The 16177-nt window shown below is 43.1% G+C and carries 19 protein-coding genes and 7 tRNA genes; 24 read left to right on the forward strand and 2 right to left on the reverse strand.

What is annotated here, in order from left to right:
* The first annotated feature begins 57 nt into the window (after positions 1 to 57).
* Positions 58 to 537 (forward strand): PH domain-containing protein, encoded by a 480-nt coding sequence (locus AC6CHU_RS18735; protein ID WP_159870762.1) that lies wholly within the window; start codon positions 58 to 60, stop codon positions 535 to 537.
* Positions 530 to 1981, forward strand: coding sequence for a PH domain-containing protein (locus AC6CHU_RS18740; RefSeq protein ID WP_159870858.1), 1452 nt, complete (start codon positions 530 to 532; stop codon positions 1979 to 1981). The genes AC6CHU_RS18735 and AC6CHU_RS18740 overlap by 8 nt, the downstream gene beginning before the upstream one ends.
* A 37-nt stretch (positions 1982 to 2018) precedes the next feature.
* On the opposite strand, the gene AC6CHU_RS18745 is transcribed toward AC6CHU_RS18740, so the two are convergent.
* Positions 2019 to 2744 (reverse strand): rhomboid family intramembrane serine protease, encoded by a 726-nt coding sequence (locus AC6CHU_RS18745; protein WP_159870759.1) that lies wholly within the window; start codon positions 2742 to 2744, stop codon positions 2019 to 2021.
* A gap of 164 nt (positions 2745 to 2908) precedes the next feature.
* Here AC6CHU_RS18745 and acpS point away from each other — a divergent pair, with 164 nt between their 5' ends.
* From acpS to AC6CHU_RS18815, 14 genes are all read left to right on the forward strand, one after another.
* Positions 2909 to 3265, forward strand: coding sequence for a holo-ACP synthase (acpS, locus tag AC6CHU_RS18750; protein ID WP_159870756.1), 357 nt, complete (start codon positions 2909 to 2911; stop codon positions 3263 to 3265).
* A 264-nt stretch (positions 3266 to 3529) separates the two neighbouring features.
* Positions 3530 to 4543 carry a LolA family protein gene (locus tag AC6CHU_RS18755; RefSeq protein WP_159870754.1) on the forward strand — a complete coding sequence of 338 codons (1014 nt, stop codon included), beginning with the start codon at positions 3530 to 3532 and terminating at the stop codon, positions 4541 to 4543.
* 345 nt (positions 4544 to 4888) lie between these two features.
* Positions 4889 to 6043 carry an alanine racemase gene (gene alr / locus AC6CHU_RS18760; RefSeq protein WP_159870752.1) on the forward strand — a complete coding sequence of 385 codons (1155 nt, stop codon included), beginning with the start codon at positions 4889 to 4891 and terminating at the stop codon, positions 6041 to 6043.
* A 174-nt stretch (positions 6044 to 6217) separates the two neighbouring features.
* On the forward strand, positions 6218 to 6499 hold the full coding sequence (locus AC6CHU_RS18765) for a CopG family ribbon-helix-helix protein (RefSeq protein ID WP_035331931.1): 282 nt from the start codon (positions 6218 to 6220) through the stop codon (positions 6497 to 6499).
* 4 nt (positions 6500 to 6503) lie between these two features.
* Positions 6504 to 6854 carry a type II toxin-antitoxin system endoribonuclease NdoA gene (ndoA, locus tag AC6CHU_RS18770; RefSeq protein ID WP_009336311.1) on the forward strand — a complete coding sequence of 117 codons (351 nt, stop codon included), beginning with the start codon at positions 6504 to 6506 and terminating at the stop codon, positions 6852 to 6854.
* Between the two features lie 372 nt (positions 6855 to 7226).
* On the forward strand, positions 7227 to 8060 hold the full coding sequence (gene rsbRA / locus AC6CHU_RS18775; protein ID WP_159870750.1) for an RsbT co-antagonist protein RsbRA: 834 nt from the start codon (positions 7227 to 7229) through the stop codon (positions 8058 to 8060).
* On the forward strand, positions 8057 to 8419 hold the full coding sequence (locus tag AC6CHU_RS18780; RefSeq protein WP_009336309.1) for an STAS domain-containing protein: 363 nt from the start codon (positions 8057 to 8059) through the stop codon (positions 8417 to 8419). Before rsbRA ends, AC6CHU_RS18780 begins: the two co-directional genes overlap by 4 nt.
* A gap of 4 nt (positions 8420 to 8423) precedes the next feature.
* Positions 8424 to 8825 carry an anti-sigma regulatory factor gene (locus AC6CHU_RS18785; protein WP_035331811.1) on the forward strand — a complete coding sequence of 134 codons (402 nt, stop codon included), beginning with the start codon at positions 8424 to 8426 and terminating at the stop codon, positions 8823 to 8825.
* A gap of 11 nt (positions 8826 to 8836) precedes the next feature.
* Positions 8837 to 9847 carry a PP2C family protein-serine/threonine phosphatase gene (locus AC6CHU_RS18790; RefSeq protein ID WP_159870748.1) on the forward strand — a complete coding sequence of 337 codons (1011 nt, stop codon included), beginning with the start codon at positions 8837 to 8839 and terminating at the stop codon, positions 9845 to 9847.
* Positions 9848 to 9907: 60 nt separating this feature from the next.
* Positions 9908 to 10240, forward strand: a complete 333-nt coding sequence (locus tag AC6CHU_RS18795) for an anti-sigma factor antagonist (RefSeq protein ID WP_035331808.1) — start codon at positions 9908 to 9910, stop codon at positions 10238 to 10240.
* On the forward strand, positions 10237 to 10710 hold the full coding sequence (gene rsbW, locus AC6CHU_RS18800; protein ID WP_159870746.1) for an anti-sigma B factor RsbW: 474 nt from the start codon (positions 10237 to 10239) through the stop codon (positions 10708 to 10710). The genes AC6CHU_RS18795 and rsbW overlap by 4 nt, the downstream gene beginning before the upstream one ends.
* Entirely contained in the window at positions 10688 to 11482 is a 795-nt protein-coding gene (gene sigB, locus AC6CHU_RS18805) for an RNA polymerase sigma factor SigB (RefSeq protein ID WP_159870744.1), read from the forward strand. Before rsbW ends, sigB begins: the two co-directional genes overlap by 23 nt.
* Positions 11479 to 12075 (forward strand): PP2C family serine/threonine-protein phosphatase, encoded by a 597-nt coding sequence (locus AC6CHU_RS18810; RefSeq protein ID WP_159870742.1) that lies wholly within the window; start codon positions 11479 to 11481, stop codon positions 12073 to 12075. Before sigB ends, AC6CHU_RS18810 begins: the two co-directional genes overlap by 4 nt.
* A 62-nt stretch (positions 12076 to 12137) precedes the next feature.
* The gene (locus AC6CHU_RS18815; RefSeq protein ID WP_498122584.1) at positions 12138 to 14321 is read left to right on the forward strand and encodes a Tex family protein; all 2184 of its coding nucleotides are present in this window, start codon (positions 12138 to 12140) and stop codon (positions 14319 to 14321) included.
* A gap of 163 nt (positions 14322 to 14484) precedes the next feature.
* On the opposite strand, the gene cmpA is transcribed toward AC6CHU_RS18815, so the two are convergent.
* The gene (cmpA, locus tag AC6CHU_RS18820) at positions 14485 to 14598 is read right to left on the reverse strand and encodes a cortex morphogenetic protein CmpA (protein ID WP_009336300.1); all 114 of its coding nucleotides are present in this window, start codon (positions 14596 to 14598) and stop codon (positions 14485 to 14487) included.
* Positions 14599 to 14732: 134 nt separating this feature from the next.
* On the opposite strand from cmpA, the gene AC6CHU_RS18825 reads away from it, so the two are divergent.
* The 8 genes from AC6CHU_RS18825 (at position 14733) to AC6CHU_RS18860 (ending at position 16119) form a co-directional block, all read left to right on the forward strand.
* Positions 14733 to 15206 (forward strand): SprT family protein, encoded by a 474-nt coding sequence (locus AC6CHU_RS18825; protein WP_159870737.1) that lies wholly within the window; start codon positions 14733 to 14735, stop codon positions 15204 to 15206.
* Positions 15207 to 15369: 163 nt separating this feature from the next.
* A tRNA-Asn gene (locus tag AC6CHU_RS18830) sits at positions 15370 to 15444 on the forward strand.
* Positions 15445 to 15449: 5 nt separating this feature from the next.
* Positions 15450 to 15540, forward strand: a tRNA-Ser gene (locus AC6CHU_RS18835).
* A gap of 15 nt (positions 15541 to 15555) precedes the next feature.
* Positions 15556 to 15627 (forward strand) — tRNA-Glu (locus AC6CHU_RS18840).
* Between the two features lie 87 nt (positions 15628 to 15714).
* Positions 15715 to 15789: transfer RNA gene (locus tag AC6CHU_RS18845), tRNA-Gln, on the forward strand.
* An 8-nt stretch (positions 15790 to 15797) separates the two neighbouring features.
* A tRNA-Lys gene (locus tag AC6CHU_RS18850) sits at positions 15798 to 15873 on the forward strand.
* A 16-nt stretch (positions 15874 to 15889) separates the two neighbouring features.
* Positions 15890 to 15974: transfer RNA gene (locus tag AC6CHU_RS18855), tRNA-Leu, on the forward strand.
* A 59-nt stretch (positions 15975 to 16033) separates the two neighbouring features.
* Positions 16034 to 16119 (forward strand) — tRNA-Leu (locus AC6CHU_RS18860).
* Positions 16120 to 16177 lie beyond the last annotated feature (58 nt).

Here is a 16177-nt window from a genome sequence, read left to right on the forward strand (position 1 = left end):
AAGTGATAGAGCGGATTTTAAAATCAAATAATTTTATGGAATTGCGGGGGGTACTGCATGATTACAGAGCCGCATAAAAGGATCCCGGCAAGGGGGCTGCTTGCCTGGAGAATCTCAGGCACGCTCCACTCTGTTTTTCCTTTTGTGTTGTCAGGTGGCGCTATTGCTGCCGCCATCCTGTTTGATTGGCCTATTTGGGTTATTGGAGCGTCTTTAATGTTTTTTTCTGCGTATGCCTACCTGGTCATAATGACGTTACCATCTTTAAGGTGGAAAAGATGGAGGTATGAGGTCCGGGAAAATGAAATAGAGCTCAAACACGGGCTATTTGTGATAAAAAGGACGCTTGTTCCTATGATTCGGGTGCAGCATGTGGATACGAGGCAAGGGCCGATATTGCGTAAATATCGCCTGGCTACCGTGACCATCTCAACAGCTGCGACGATACATGAAATACCGGCATTGGATGTGGATGAAGCTGAGGAATTGCGCTTTTTCATTTCTCAGCTGGCAAGGGCTGCAGAAAATGATGTCTAATCCGAAGCGGCTGCACCCAATATCCGCAATAGCCAATTTCCTGAAACACCTTAAGGAAATGCTGGTGCCATTTCTTATTTTTGTCGTCTTTGGAAGCAGAGGAGGAAATGGAGACATTATTCAGCTTGTCCTGTCTATAGGAGTCATCATCGCGGTTTTTTTAATCGGGATCCTTACCTGGTGGAGATATACCTATAGACTGGAGGAAGGCGAGCTTCGAATCGAGTATGGTGTTCTGGTAAGGAAGAAAAGATATATTCCGCTTGAAAGAATCCAAAGTCTCGATTTATCGGAAGGCTTGCTGCAAAGACCCTTTGGACTTGTAAAAATGAAGGTGGAAACAGCGGGCTCCAGCGGTGCGGGTGAGGCAGAAGCGGTATTGACGGCTATATCCAAAGAGGATGCTGATTTCATTCAGCAGGCATTTTCAGCTGCCAAAAATAATCCTTCAGAAATGAAAACAGCATTGGAGAACCGGGAAGTGATCTATAAGATTACTCCTGGAGAATTGTTCCTTCAGGCATCAACTTCCGGCGGGGCAGGGGTCGTTATTTCAGCAGTCTTTGCTTTTGTGTTTCAGTTTGAAGAAATCATACCCTATGAAAAGGTGTTCGCCGGAGTCGAAGGGTTTATTGCAAATGGAATGATATTTGTCAGTATACTGGTATTCTTCGTTTTTCTTGTGGCATGGCTGATCGCTCTTGTAGGGAGCATGCTGAAATACGCCGGCTTTACATTATTAAAAAGTGAGAAGGAATTGATTATTAGCAGAGGCTTGCTTGAAAAGAGGCAGATGACGATCCCGCTGAACCGCATACAGGCTATTCAAATAAGGGAAAATCTTCTTAGGCAGCCATTTGGTCTGGCAACAGTCTATATTGAAAGTGCCGGTGGTTCCATTGAAGACAATGAAAGCTCCCGCCTAATGATCCTGCCGATCGTAAAAAAAACGAGGATTGCCGGTTTGTTAAAGCCCCACTTGCCACAGTATGAACTGCAGCCGGTTTTCTTTAAAGCTCCGAAAAGAGCGCTAAACCGCTATTTATGGAGAGGATTTCTGTGGATTTTGCCTTTTGTGGGTGGGCCGCTCCTCTTTTTCAGGCCATGGGGATATTTATCTTTGGTGCTGCTGATCTTTGCAATGGGCTGGTCTTATCTCAAATACAGGGATGCGGGCTGGGAAATCAGCTCACAGCAGCTTGCACTCAGATATCGCGGAATAGTGAGAGCTACAGTTTTTATGAGGAGAAGCCGAATTCAGTCCCTCTCCGTGAAAGAAAGCTATTTTCAGAAAAAACGCAGTCTGGCTACCATAAAAGCTGCGGCTATGTCGGGGGCAGGCGGGACAGGCGGAACTGTCCGGGATCTCGACAAACAGGAAGTATATGCTATCTATAAATGGTATTCTTATACCGGACTGAAGCTAAAAGAAAAGCGCCCCTGAGCGCTTTTTTTATTTACCTGTCCAGCTTCGCGTCCCCCTATCTGGCTAAAAACCCCACTATGGCTAAAATAACAATGACTCCCCAAACAGCAAGCCTTGATGCAGGCACTCCTCTTAAAGACGGCCTTATTCCGGAAAGACCGCCTGACCGTGTGATGCCTGATGAAGTGGATGTACGGCCCTTGGCGAGAGAGGCTGCGCCAATCAGGAAGCCGGCAATCAGGCCGAATATGTGTGCCGTTACATTGATGTTTGGCTGAAGGAAGGTCATGATTACCCCGATGATGGTAATGGTCAGGATGATTTGTGAGTTTTCCCTGGATAAAAGCTCTTTTCGAAAAACTAAGATTGCGGCAAAGTAACCGAACAGGCCAAAGATTGAACCGCTGGCGCCCGCGTGAATATACGTTAATGGCTCAAGGATGAGTGTAGCAAGATTGGCGGCTGCTCCCGCAGTGATATAAAGCAGAATGAATCTGGTTTTTCCGATGAGCCTTTCCAAAACTGGACCGAATAGAACGAGTGAAAAGCTGTTAAATAAAACATGGGAGAAGCCGCTGTGCAATATGATTGGGCTCAGCAGACGCCAGTATTCACCCTGCACAATATATAAATTGACACCAGCAAGCTTCTCAAATACAAGTGAATTTGGGAATAGGGGAATGACGGTTAATAGATAGATGATAATATGGATACAAATGATAGCAGTAACAACAGGGTAGTAGCGGATAAATTCTTTGAAGCTTTCCGTTCTTGTAAACATGGCTCTCCTCCGTGCTTGAATTGTTTGAACGTGTATCTACATCATAGCCTGAAAAACGGGATTTCAGCATGCCATAACACTTATTCAGGAGATAAAGTGTACATAATTCGGCTTCTACTGTATTCTTTATGCAGAAAATAATATAAATAGAAGGAAGATGAGAGATGATTTCCGGTATTGGGATTGACATTGCGGATCTAGAGCGGATACGAAAAATTCTTGGCAGGCAGGACCGATTTCCTGCTCGGGTTTTAACCTCAAAAGAGCTGAAGAGCTATCAGCAATTGCCGGAAAAAAGGCGTGCAGAGTTTCTTGCAGGGAGATTTGCGGCGAAAGAAGCTTTTTCAAAGGCATGGGGAACCGGGATCGGCGAAGACCTTTCCTTTCAGGATATTGAAATTGAAAAGGATGAAAAGGGTAAGCCGTTTATTTCGAAGCCAGTTAAAGAGGGGGTTCACTTGTCGATTTCCCATAGCAGGGAGTATGCAGTAGCCCAGGTGGTTATAGAAAAAGATGATTAGTCTAAGGGGTAAAATGCCCGGTAATGTCTGAGAACAAAAAAACGCCAAATCCTGAGGCAGCACACTTTCTGTGGGACTCAACTAACAAATTGCGGGGTGAAATGTACTCCCCGCTGATTGGTGTTTCAATCGGGAAGATTTTCAAAAGCTTGTCATTCCTCCTAGCATATTCCTTAAGGTTGTCTCATATATTCATAATGCGATAGGAGAGACAGGCCGAAGGTTCGGCCAATCTCACTGAAATGAGACAAAGGGGCTGAAGGAATGAAGAAAAAGTGGTTCATGCTGCTTGCCGGGCTTTTGGTTGTTCTTGCATTGTCTGCCTGTGGATCTAAAACACAGGAGGATGTTGTAAAGGATCTAGATAAAAAGCTCGAAGACGTTAAGGGATACAAGGCAGAGGCAAAGATGACTCTGCAGATGGGAACGGACCCGCAGACATATGATATAGAAGTTTGGCATAAAGATCCGGATTTTTACCGGGTAAACCTGAAAAACGCCCAAAAGGAACAAAGCCAGATGATTCTGCGAAACAATGACGGTGTATTTGTCCTCACTCCTGCGCTGAATAAAAGCTTCCGCTTCCAGAGTGATTGGCCGCAGAATAGCAGTCAGGCATATTTATACGAATCATTAGTCAAGGACATTGTGGAGGATAAGGAAGCGAAGTTCTCCGCTACAAAGGAACATTATGTGTTTGAAACAAAAACACGCTATCAAAATAATCAGATGCTTCCTGTACAGGAAATCAAGCTTAAGAAGTCCGATTTATCCCCAGTCAGTGTGAAGGTTATGGACCCTGATAAAAATGCACTTGTAACTGTAGAATTTTCGAAAGTAAAGTTCAATGCGAGTTTTGATAAGAAAGACTTTGACATGCAGAAGAACATGACAGGCGCCCAGCTTGAAGTGCCGGTTATGGCTGAGGTGGATGATCAGGAATTTACAGTTAAATATCCGCAGATGGACATGGCAGATGTAAAGCTGGTTGATGAACAGGAGATAAAAACAGAAGACGGCAAGCGTGTAGTCTTAACATATGATGGAGAAAAATCATTCACGCTAGTGCAGGAAAAGGCATCTGTTATGCCGACATCATCCGTTGTTACGTCTGTTAAAGGCGAACCGGTTGACCTTGGCTTCACCATAGGTGCACTTTCTGACAACACGATCTCCTGGACCTACCAGGGTGTGGACTATATGATCGCATCCAACGATCTATCACCTGAAGAAATGACCGAAATCGCCCGCACAGTACAAGGTGAGATGGTAAAATAACTCAATGCTTAAAAGCAGGCCGTGCAGGGTCTGCTTTTTTTTGTTGAGGTGGGGCGGAGGCGGATACGAGCGTTAGATTTAGGCAGGGAAGTAAGATGAGGTGTGGATTCAAAACAGAGGAACCAGGAGTCTTGAGTCCAAAGTAAGCCAGGGCTCGGACACAACACCCGTATCAAAGCCTCGCAGAATCCTAAATAATCCCCCAAGGTTCATAACCTGCACCACTATTTTGACCTTCTCCCTTCATAAAATCCCAATATCAGCAGAATATCCATTTGACAAATGATCTGCCGAGTTTGATAATCGACATGTATAAAAGCAATGGCTAAGGACGTGAGCACAACGATGAGTGAACAGACAAAAATGTATCGGGACACTTGGGCAGAGATAAATCTGGACCATATTTCATATAATGTAGAGTCAATGAAAAAACATGTAAAAGACGGAACAAAGGTTATTGCGGTTGTAAAGGCAAATGGATATGGGCATGGGGATGCAGCTGTAGCGAAGGCTGCGCTGGAAGCGGGGGCATCCTCTCTTGCGGTTGCGACTCTGGATGAGGCAATGGCTTTAAGGATGAAAAAAATTGAAGCACCAATTTTGGTAATGGGAGCAAGCCGTCCGGAGCACGCTGGCGAAGCCGCAGCAAAAAATATCTCTCTCACTGTTTTTCAACAGGAATGGCTGTTACAAGCATCTGAATATGTAAAAGACGTAACTCTGAATATTCACTTAAAGCTTGATACAGGCATGGGACGCCTGGGGATTCGCAGCCAGGAAGAGCTCGAGGGAATTGAGAGCGCTATCAAAGAGGACAAGCGTTTTCAGCTTGAGGGGGTATTTACGCATTTCGCCACAGCGGATTCATTGGACAATGCTTACTTTGAAACGCAGCTGAACAGGTTTGAAGAAATGACCAGCTGGCTTGAGACCTTGCCGAAATACGTCCACACCAGCAACAGTGCAGCGGGACTCAGGTTTCAAAAAGCGCATTTACATGCTGTCAGAATGGGAATCAGCATGTACGGACTGGCTCCATCCATGGAAATAAAGCCTGTACTTCCGTTCGAACTGAAAGAGGCTTTTTCTCTCCATACCTCTATTGTTCACGTGAAAAAGCTTACTAAAGGTGAGAAAGTCAGCTATGGTGCAACTTATGAAGCCCAAGAAGATGAATGGATTGCGACACTGCCGATTGGCTATGCAGATGGCTGGATCCGGAAGCTTCAGGGCCAGGAAGTGCTTGCTGAAGGATTAAGGGTTCCAATTGTTGGAAGGATATGCATGGATCAATGTATGATTAAGATCCCTCATCAAATGCCTGTAGGAACGAGGGTAACCCTGATCGGCGAACAGGGGAAAGAAAAGATCTCAGTTGATGAAATCGCGGAAAAGCTTGAAACCATCAATTATGAAGTTACCTGTATGGTATCTTCCCGCGTTCCGCGCATATATAAAAGAGATGGTGAAATTATCGGGGGAATTAATTATCTGCTGTAACGAATGAATGTTCAGCGGCGCTTCCACTTTTCTAAAGTCATGCATAAAAAACTATTTTTTTGGCCGATAATACAGAAGAATTAAAGAATCCCCTTTGCATTAGGCTTTATTAATGGTAATATTGAAAATGGTAGATATAAAAATGGTGTGTAGTGATGGTGGAGGTGTATGTTTGTGTCTGAGTCCAGCACAACAACAGAGATAATGGTAAAATTACCGCAGCATCTTTTAACCGAGTTAGACGGATTTGCTAAACAGGAAAACGTTAACCGGAGCGAATTCATTTATCAAGCAACCAAAATGTATTTGCGCGAACGCAAAAAGAGACAAATTCGCGAGTCCATGAGACGAGGCTACATGGAGATGGCGAAAATAAATTTGACGATTGCATCTGAAGCATTTCAAGCGGAATATGAGGCAGAACACACAGTTGAACGTCTAGTTAGCGGAGGATAATCCTTTGATTGTCAAACGTGGTGACGTTTATTTTGCAGACCTATCCCCAGTTGTTGGTTCAGAACAAGGCGGCGTCCGTCCAGTGCTTGTCATCCAAAACGACATCGGGAATCGGTTTAGTCCCACAGTAATTGTTGCAGCAATCACAGCTCAGATCCAAAAAGCAAAGCTGCCTACTCACGTTGAAATTGATGCGAAGCGTTATGGTTTTGAAAGGGATTCGGTCATCTTATTAGAACAGATTCGTACAATTGATAAACAACGCTTAACCGATAAAATAACCCATCTCGATGACGAAATGATGGAAAAAGTGGATGAAGCCGTGCAAATCAGCTTAGGCCTCATCGAATTTTAACAAACGCTCTTATGAAGAGCGTTTTTTTATTTTTTCAGCCAAAAAAGGTTTAGTTACTTTTCAATAGGGTAAAAAGAAAAGTCATTTAATCTATATAATTGTCTGGTTTTGTAAATATACCCGTTTCCGGCTGGGAGTAACCTTCTGTTTAGCAGGAATTCAGCACACTGGAAAAAGGGTTTTTATAAGAAATTGTCGAATTGACCTATAGCTGGTAATTATTAATTGCAGACCCTATAGGTTTCATTTGACTGGCATTCATTGTTATCATTTAATTGGTGTATACGTAAACAGGAAGATTTTTTTGCTTCTATACAATAAAGGGGAATTGGAAGGCTAATAATAGATATATGATAAAATAGGGAGGAACAAATGAATTCGACAATATTGAATTTTATACAAAATAATAAAGATTCTATCTTTAATGATTGGCTTGAGGCTACAAAGGAAAGTGCGGATGAACGGGTTACAAAGGTAGTTTCCGATCAGGTATTTACAGGAACAAGCCGGGAATTCATTGACCTGATTATTTCAAATATAAAAAGCTCAAATGAGGAATTCACTTCAAAGTTGAGTGATTTCTCTGAGAAAATTGTGCGATTGGGGTGGCCGCTCAGTTTTGTGACAAAAGGGCTCCAAACATTCGGTAAGATTGTATTTGAAGCTATGCAGAATGCCGGGATTGTCACCCGGGAAAATCAAATGAAAGTCGTTTATGAATTCGATGGCTGGATGACTCCCATGGTGAATGAAGTGGTAAATATGTATTCGGCCACCTGGGAAAGAACAGTATCCCTGCAAAAAATCGCCCTTCAGGAACTGTCCGCACCATTGATCCCTGTATTCGAAGGGATTACGGTCATGCCTCTTGTAGGTACCATAGATACCGAGCGAGCAAAGCAGATTATGGAAAACCTCTTACATGGAGTGGTTAAACACCGTTCGGAAGTAGTCTTAATAGATATAACAGGTGTACCGGTTGTTGATACGATGGTAGCCCATCATATTATACAGGCTGCGGATGCTGTAAGACTTGTCGGCGCTAAATGCATGCTCGTTGGCATACGCCCTGAGATTGCCCAGACCATTGTAAACCTGGGAATTGATTTAAATCAGTTCACTACAAAAAACACCTTGAAAAAGGGAGTAGAAGCGGCTCTTGAGTTAACCAGCCGCAAAATTGTGAAGGTGGAGGGAGCGGAATGAGAGTGAGAATCCCAATTTTAAAGCTGAACGATTGCCTGTTAGTCTCCATCCAGTGGGAATTAGATGACCAGACTGCTCTGCAGTTTCAGGAGGATCTGCTTCATAAAATCCATGAGACGAGCGCAAATGGAGTCGTGATTGATTTAACATCCATTGACTTTATTGATTCATTCATCGCTAAAGTTCTAGGCGACGTAATAAATATGTCCAAACTGATGGGTGCAAAAGTAGTCATAACCGGGATACAGCCTGCTGTAGCAATTACGCTTATTGAGTTAGGTATTGGGTTAGATGATGTCCTTACTGCATTAGATCTAGAAAAAGGTTTGGAGAAATTACAACAGGAATTGGGGGAGTAACTGTATGGAAAACCAATCCTGCGTTAAAATCATAAACGAATGGGACATCGTTGCAGCCCGCCAGCTAGGGCGGAATGTTGCTAAAGAGCTTGGTTTTGGTACAGTTGACCAGGCTAGAATCACTACAGCCATTAGTGAGCTTGCCCGTAATATTTATTTATACGCCGGACAGGGGCAAATCTGCATTGAGAAAATATACGACGGCGGAAAAGCGGGATTGCGTATAGTTGCGGTAGACAGCGGCCCTGGTATCAATGATTTACGCCAAGTAATGGAAGATGGATACTCGACATCAGGAGGATTAGGAGCCGGCCTTCCAGGTGTGAAGCGGTTAATGGATGAGTTCTTAATTGACTCCAATCCCGGGACCGGAACAGATATAAAAGCAACTAAGTGGCTTCGTTAGGGGGAAGCGTTATGGATTTCCGAGAAATGATGGAATCAAAGTATCGGGATATTCTTGAGAATTATATTAAGGAACAATCTGAACAGGCCTTATATCAGGGCCAGAAGTTCAGCAGGAAGTCGATCGAGCACAAAATCTCTCCTGAAGAGATTATCAGCGTTCATAAAAACCTGATGGGTGAACTTTATCCGGACTTGCCTGAATACGTTCACCATTCTTTTGATATCCTTCTGGAAGTCATGATAGGTTATGGTTTTGCCTATAGAGAACATCAGAGCCTAAAACATATTCAGCAGGAACTCAGGACAGAAATGGAAATAGCTGCGAACGTTCAGCAAACCTTGCTGGGCACGCAGGTTCCTTCTGTTGAGGGGCTGGATATCGGCGCAATAAGTGTTCCTGCCAAGCATATGAACGGTGATTATTTCCACTTTGTTCAGGATGAAAACAGCACAATCAGCATCGCCATTGCTGATGTAATCGGAAAAGGGCTTCCGGCAGCTCTTTGTATGTCCATGATTAAATATGCTATGGACAGCGTGCCTGAAAACCGCAATGACCCTAAAACGGTCCTTGAAAATCTTAATCGGGTAGTTGAACAGAACGTAGATTTAACGATGTTCATTACCATGTTTTATGGAATATATGATACAAACACCCATATGTTCTCATATGGTTCTGCAGGACACGAGCCGGGATTGTTCTATAATGCTGCGAATGAGCAATTTACCGAGCTGACTGCAAAAGGGCTGCTTCTCGGTATTGATAAAAAAACGAAATACCGCCAGTACGAAAAAGGAGTAAATCCCGGAGATATGATTATATTAATGTCAGATGGGGTTACTGAATGCCGTACAGAAGAAGGGTTTATAGAAAAGGAATCATTGCTGGAATTAATCAAGAAATACATTCATTTAAGTGCACAGGAAATAGTTAATAGCGTATATAAAGAACTTGAAAAACTTCAGCATTTTCAATTGCGTGATGATTTTACCTTAATTATTTTAAAAAGAAATGTTTAATGGGTTTCAAAAGCGGGTAATTAGTAAAAAGCAGTTGACATGTAAAGAGGTGGGTCTATTATGAATATTACTATAGATGTAAAAGAAAATGATATGCTGATTGAAGCAATGATAAGCGGAGAAATTGATGCGTATACAGCACCTAAACTCCGTGAAGAGCTTTTTCCTTTAACAGAAAAGGAAGGCGTAGAAATGGTGGTCAATCTATCTGAGGTCTCTTATATGGATAGTACCGGCTTAGGTGTATTTGTTGGTGTATTTAAAAATGTCCGTGCCAATAACGGCAAATTCCAGATTGTTGGATTATCGGACCGTTTAAAGAGACTTTTCGAAATTACAGGCCTAGCAGATATTATCGATATTAACAGCGGGATTGAAGGTGGAGTACAATGAACGAGCCATTTGATTATATAGAGGTGAAAATTCCGGCCAAGCCGGAATTTGTTGGGGTAATCCGCCTGACATTATCAGGGATTGCCAGCAGAATGGGTTTTGCCTATGAAGAAATTGAAGATCTTAAAATCGCGACAAGTGAAGCCTGCACTAATGCAGTTCAACACGCATACAAACAGAATGAGCAAGGGGAAGTAGTCATCGGGTTCGGTTTATATCCTGACCGTCTTGAGGTAATGGTCGCGGACAGCGGAAAAAGTTTTGATTTCCAATCTGCCAGACAAGGCATTGGGCCATATGACCAGACCGATTCTGTGGAATTTTTGCGTGAAGGAGGCTTGGGTCTATACCTGATTGAGACATTGATGGATGAAGTTAGAATTCATCACAAAGAGGGTGTTACGGTCTTTATGACCAAATACCTAGAAGGAGAGCAGGTGGAGAGGGATGCAAAAACAATCTCAACCTAACCAAAAATCCAAAGAAGAAACAAATGCTTTAATCAAAGCCTACCAGCTTCATCAGGATGAAGATGCTCAAAATACACTGGTTCTACAATATCAGAATTTAGTTGAAGCCATTGCCCGCAAGTACTCAAAGGGGAGATCTTATCATGAGGATATTGTCCAGGTAGGCATTATAGGCTTATTGGGTGCAATCCGCCGCTATGATGAGTCTTTCGGCAAAACCTTTGAGGCCTTTGCTGTTCCTACCATTATCGGGGAGATTAAACGCTTCTTAAGGGATAAAACCTGGAGTGTTCATGTTCCGCGCCGTATAAAGGAATTGGGTCCGAAAATTAAAGCCACCGTTGAAGAGCTTACAACAGAGCTTCATAGGTCGCCAAGAGTAGACGAAATTGCCGATGTGCTTGGAGTATCAGAAGAAGAAGTGCTCGAAGCGATGGAAATGGGAAAAAGCTATCAGGCTCTTTCTGTTGACCATTCAATCGAAGCTGATTCTGATGGCGGAACAGTCACCCTTTTGGATATCGTCGGAAATGTGGACGAGGGCTTTGAAAAAGTAAATCAAATGCTGGTGCTTGAAAAAGTCCTGCATGTTCTGTCTGAGAGAGAGAAATTAATTATACAATACACATATCTTGAGAATATGAGCCAAAAGGAAGCTGGAGATAAACTGGGGATTTCCCAGATGCATGTCTCGCGACTTCAGCGCCGTGCAATTAAAAAGCTTCAGGAAGCGATCCACTCTGAAACAAATAACTCGGAGTGCCTTTCATGACCAAATTGGTTAGAGATAACATCGAAGTGATTGCTCACCAGACAGCTAAAGAAGGTAAGTCATTCTGTGGTGATGGATATTATTTTACCGCAACAGATGAATACTTTGTATGTGTGCTGGCGGATGGCCTTGGAAGCGGGGAATATGCGTATGAGGCCTCTTCTGCTGTTGTTTCCGTTGTAGAGCAGCATCATGAGAAAGATGTAGATACCCTGATGAAGCTCTGCAACGAAATTCTTGTGCAAAAAAGAGGAGCAGCAGTCGCGCTGTTTAAAGTGCATTTTGCTTCGAGGGAATTTGTTTACAGCTGTGTAGGGAATATACGATTTTTCCTTTATTCCTCTACGGGGAAACTCACTTACCCCCTGCCAGTAACAGGTTATCTGTCAGGCAGGCCGCAGGTGTTTCATACCCAGCGGTTTACGTATGAAGCGGAATCTAAATTTTTGATATACTCAGATGGATTTAATATCCATGGGGTTAAATCTTTGCTGAAAGCATTTCTCCCTATTGATCTTATCTCGGAAGATATAAAGAAGCAGTATCCATCTACATCAGATGATGCTACTTTCATACTTGGAAGCTTACTCTAGACAGGGTAAGCTTTTTGTTTATTCTTTTGATAAAATAAATATTGAGACTCTATGATGGAGGAATGAACTTGGAAAAAACATTGGATAAACAAGACCAAATACTAAACCTAATCGCTGGAGAATTATCAATAGCCATTAGACAAGTAAAAAACACAATCAGTTTACTGGAAGAAGGAAACACAGTCCCATTTATCGCGCGGTACAGAAAAGAACAGACAGGCGCGCTGGATGAAGTTCAAATCCGCGATATCATGGAGCGCTGGCAATACATACAAAACCTTAATCAGCGTAAGGAAGAGGTCATCCGCTTAATTGAAGAACAAGGCAAATTGACAGGAGAGCTAAAAGCCCAAATTGAAAAAGCAGTCAAGCTTCAGGAAGTAGAAGACTTATACCGCCCATATAAGCAAAAGCGCCGCACGAAAGCGACTTCCGCAAAAGAAAAAGGACTTGAACCCTTTGCTGAATGGCTTCTTACCTTTTCGCTAAATGAACCCCCTGCTGCAAAAGCCAAAGAATTCCTATCAGAAGAAAAGGGAGTAACCACACCGGAAGAAGCGATCTCTGGAGCAAAGGATATTATCGCAGAATGGGTATCAGATGAAGCGGAGAGCAGGAAATGGATCCGTATGGAAACCGCTAAAAAGGGTACCATTGAGTCCTCTGTGAAGAATAAAGAGAATGATGAAAAAGGCGTTTATGAAATGTACTATGAGTATGAGGAACCGGTGAGCAAGATAGTTCCACACCGTACACTTGCTTTAAACCGCGGTGAAAAAGAGGAAGTCTTAAAGATTAACATTAAGCCTAATACCGAATTTATTTTAAAGTACTTATATAAAAAGTGGGTAAAGGATGAGGGTTCTCCTGCCGGCCCTGTTGTAAAGGAAGCCATAGATGACGGCTATAAGCGCCTGATCATGCCATCGATTGAACGTGAAATACGGAATGAGCTGACTGAAAAAGCAGAAGAACAGGCAATTATGATCTTTTCCGAAAATCTCAGAAAACTGCTTCTTCAGCCCCCGTTAAAAGGAAAGGTTGTACTTGGGGTGGACCCTGCCTACAGAACAGGCTGCAAGCTGGCTGTTGTGGATGAAACAGGGAAAGTACTTGATATCGGAGTCATTTATCCGCATCCGCCGGTTTCCAAAACGAATCAGGCGCGGGAGAAAGTAATTCAAATTCTAAAATCCTATAAAGTAAAAATGGTTGCCATTGGCAATGGGACCGCTTCAAGGGAAACTGAACAGTTCATCGCAGATATATTAAAGGACATGGATGAGGAAATATTCTATCTGATTGTCAATGAAGCAGGGGCGAGCGTATATTCTGCCTCAGACCTTGCCAGAGAAGAATTTCCTGACTTACAGGTGGAAGAAAGAAGTGCTGTTTCAATCGCCCGGCGCCTCCAGGATCCTCTTGCAGAGTTGGTTAAAATAGATCCGAAATCAGTCGGGGTTGGTCAATATCAGCATGACGTATCCCAGAAAAAGCTGTCAGAATCCCTGGCTTTTGTAGTAGAAACTGCGGTAAACCAGGTGGGCGTCAATGTAAATACAGCTTCATCTTCATTACTGCAGCATGTAGCCGGTTTGTCAAAAACGGTTGCCTTAAATATTATTAAAAAACGGGATGAGGAAGGAAAGTTTACGGACCGCAAGCAATTGAAGAAAATTCCGCGGCTTGGTGCCAAAACATATGAACAGGCAATCGGCTTCCTGCGGATTATCGATGGAAAGGAACCTCTGGACCGTACTGGCATCCACCCGGAAACATATGCAGAAGTAAATAAATTGCTTACTACTCTAGGCTTTAAATCAAATGATCTTGGATCGCCATCGCTAAGAGAAGCGCTTAAAGGAATTGATATCTCTCAGACAGCCCGGGAGCTTGAGATTGGAGAGCTGACACTGAAAGATATCATAGACGCATTAATGAGACCGGAAAGGGATCCGCGAGATGAGCTGCCAAAGCCCCTTTTGAAAAAAGAAGTTCTAAAGCTTGAAGACCTGCAGGAAGGAATGGAACTGCAAGGGACAGTGCGGAATGTTGTAGACTTCGGGGCCTTTGTCGATATTGGAGTCAAACAGGACGGACTTGTTCATATTTCCAAGCTCAGCCGCAAATTTGTCAAACATCCGCTGGACGTCGTTTCCGTTGGTGATGTGGTAACAGTCTGGGTTGACTCTGTCGACAAGCACAAGGGAAGAGTCGCTTTAACAATGCTGGGCCATTCTAATTAATAAAAGCTAATAGCTTTAAAGTTCATTCGAGCCATAAGCCAAATCTATTTATTGCGTGATTTGGCTTATGCTTTTTATGGATTATAATAAATGAGTTAGATTGTATAAGGACATCCTGGCATAGTCATTACCGCGGGGTTTCGATGAATTGAACTCCGGCTTTTTATGAGCAGTGTTTCTTTCGATAGAAAAACCAGCACTGATTCAGCAGTTTGATCTGATAGCGGTCTTTTTCATAAAAAGCACGCTGGATTTGATTTTGAAACCATACAGGCATAAGATGACCTCCCATTAATTGAATTCTGACAAAGGCTCCCTGGGCTGAAAGGCGGATTCAGAGCTGTAAAAGGTATATATAATGTATGCTATAATAGGTTGTCATGTTTACGATAAGAGAGGAAAAACATTGCGATGAATGACCAGGATCTTCAGACACTTGTTGAAAAGATATCATTAGAAAGCTTTGGCAAGCCCTTTTGCCACCGGGCATATTTTAATTCACGCCTAAAATCCACTGGCGGAAGATATATGCTGAATACCCATCATGTAGAAATAAACAAAAAGTATTTTGAACAGCTTGGTCTCGAAGAGTTGGAAGGAATTATTAAACACGAGCTATGTCATTATCATTTGCACTTGGAAGGAAAAGGATACAAACATCGTGATCAGGACTTCAGAATGTTAATGAAGAAAGTTGGAGCACCCCGATTTTGTGCAGCCTTGCCTGATCGTCCGAAAACAAACAGATCTGCTAAGGTTCTTGTTTATGTGTGCAAAGATTGCGGCCAAGTCTTTCAGAGAAAAAGAAAAGTTAATACTCAAAAGTATGTCTGCGGAAAATGCAAAGGGAAATTAAAATTTAAAAAAGAGTTGACATTAGAATAGGTACACATTATATTTAATAATTGTCGCAGGTCAAAATCGGACAAACGGCTAATAAATTCTCTTAAAAAATATGCTTGACTTTTATAGCCCATGTCCTTATAATATGAAGAGTCGATAAGAAGTTAACTGTTTTATCGATTAAGATTATTATTGTTTATATTATTCCGCAGTAGCTCAGTGGTAGAGCATTCGGCTGTTAACCGAACGGTCGCAGGTTCGAATCCTGCCTGCGGAGCCATTTTTGGGGAAGTACTCAAGTGGCTGAAGAGGCGCCCCTGCTAAGGGTGTAGGTCGCGTAAGCGGCGCGAGGGTTCAAATCCCTCCTTCTCCGCCAGAATATTCTAACAACGGCCCGTTGGTCAAGCGGTTAAGACACCGCCCTTTCACGGCGGTAACACGGGTTCGAATCCCGTACGGGTCACTTTTTTATTTCCGGCCGTTAACACGCTTGCCTGTCACGCAGGAGAATCGCGGGTTCGATTCGCGTCGGGATCGCCATTTTAATTATTGGGCTATAGCCAAGCGGTAAGGCACCGGACTTTGACTCCGTCACTCGCAGGTTCGAATCCTGCTAGCCCAGCCATTTTTAATGAGCCATTAGCTCAGTCGGTAGAGCATCTGACTTTTAATCAGAGGGTCGAAGGTTCGAGTCCTTCATGGCTCACCATTATTAATTTTATATTGCGGGTGTGGCGGAATTGGCAGACGCACCAGACTTAGGATCTGGCGCCGCAAGGCGTGGGGGTTCGACTCCCTTCACCCGCACCATTAATTACCATTGAATTAAGTATAACGTTTTGGTATGATGTTACTTGTCGCTTAATTAAGCGGTCGTGGCGGAATGGCAGACGCGCTAGGTTGAGGGCCTAGTGGGGGCAACCCCGTGGAGGTTCAAGTCCTCTCGGCCGCACCAAAAAAGCTGTTGACTTTCATAACTGAAGTTGCTATAATATAAGAGTTGCTTTAAAACG

The organism is Cytobacillus sp. GQ23 (assembly GCF_059758675.1).

What these genes read in the sequence shown, in the direction of transcription:
- alr (WP_159870752.1), top strand. Translation starts at nt 4,889, where the DNA reads ATGAGTGAACAGACAAAAATGTATCGGGACACTTGGGCAGAGATAAAT.
- cmpA (WP_009336300.1), bottom strand. Translation starts at nt 14,598, where the DNA reads ATGCCTGTATGGTTTCAAAATCAAATCCAGCGTGCTTTTTATGAAAAA.
- acpS (WP_159870756.1), top strand. Translation starts at nt 2,909, where the DNA reads ATGATTTCCGGTATTGGGATTGACATTGCGGATCTAGAGCGGATACGA.
- AC6CHU_RS18755 (WP_159870754.1), top strand. Translation starts at nt 3,530, where the DNA reads ATGAAGAAAAAGTGGTTCATGCTGCTTGCCGGGCTTTTGGTTGTTCTT.
- AC6CHU_RS18790 (WP_159870748.1), top strand. Translation starts at nt 8,837, where the DNA reads ATGGATTTCCGAGAAATGATGGAATCAAAGTATCGGGATATTCTTGAG.
- rsbRA (WP_159870750.1), top strand. Translation starts at nt 7,227, where the DNA reads ATGAATTCGACAATATTGAATTTTATACAAAATAATAAAGATTCTATC.
- AC6CHU_RS18810 (WP_159870742.1), top strand. Translation starts at nt 11,479, where the DNA reads ATGACCAAATTGGTTAGAGATAACATCGAAGTGATTGCTCACCAGACA.
- AC6CHU_RS18795 (WP_035331808.1), top strand. Translation starts at nt 9,908, where the DNA reads ATGAATATTACTATAGATGTAAAAGAAAATGATATGCTGATTGAAGCA.
- AC6CHU_RS18825 (WP_159870737.1), top strand. Translation starts at nt 14,733, where the DNA reads ATGAATGACCAGGATCTTCAGACACTTGTTGAAAAGATATCATTAGAA.
- sigB (WP_159870744.1), top strand. Translation starts at nt 10,688, where the DNA reads ATGCAAAAACAATCTCAACCTAACCAAAAATCCAAAGAAGAAACAAAT.
- AC6CHU_RS18740 (WP_159870858.1), top strand. Translation starts at nt 530, where the DNA reads ATGTCTAATCCGAAGCGGCTGCACCCAATATCCGCAATAGCCAATTTC.
- AC6CHU_RS18745 (WP_159870759.1), bottom strand. Translation starts at nt 2,744, where the DNA reads ATGTTTACAAGAACGGAAAGCTTCAAAGAATTTATCCGCTACTACCCT.
- AC6CHU_RS18815 (WP_498122584.1), top strand. Translation starts at nt 12,138, where the DNA reads ATGAACTTGGAAAAAACATTGGATAAACAAGACCAAATACTAAACCTA.
- AC6CHU_RS18785 (WP_035331811.1), top strand. Translation starts at nt 8,424, where the DNA reads ATGGAAAACCAATCCTGCGTTAAAATCATAAACGAATGGGACATCGTT.
- rsbW (WP_159870746.1), top strand. Translation starts at nt 10,237, where the DNA reads ATGAACGAGCCATTTGATTATATAGAGGTGAAAATTCCGGCCAAGCCG.
- AC6CHU_RS18735 (WP_159870762.1), top strand. Translation starts at nt 58, where the DNA reads ATGATTACAGAGCCGCATAAAAGGATCCCGGCAAGGGGGCTGCTTGCC.
- AC6CHU_RS18780 (WP_009336309.1), top strand. Translation starts at nt 8,057, where the DNA reads ATGAGAGTGAGAATCCCAATTTTAAAGCTGAACGATTGCCTGTTAGTC.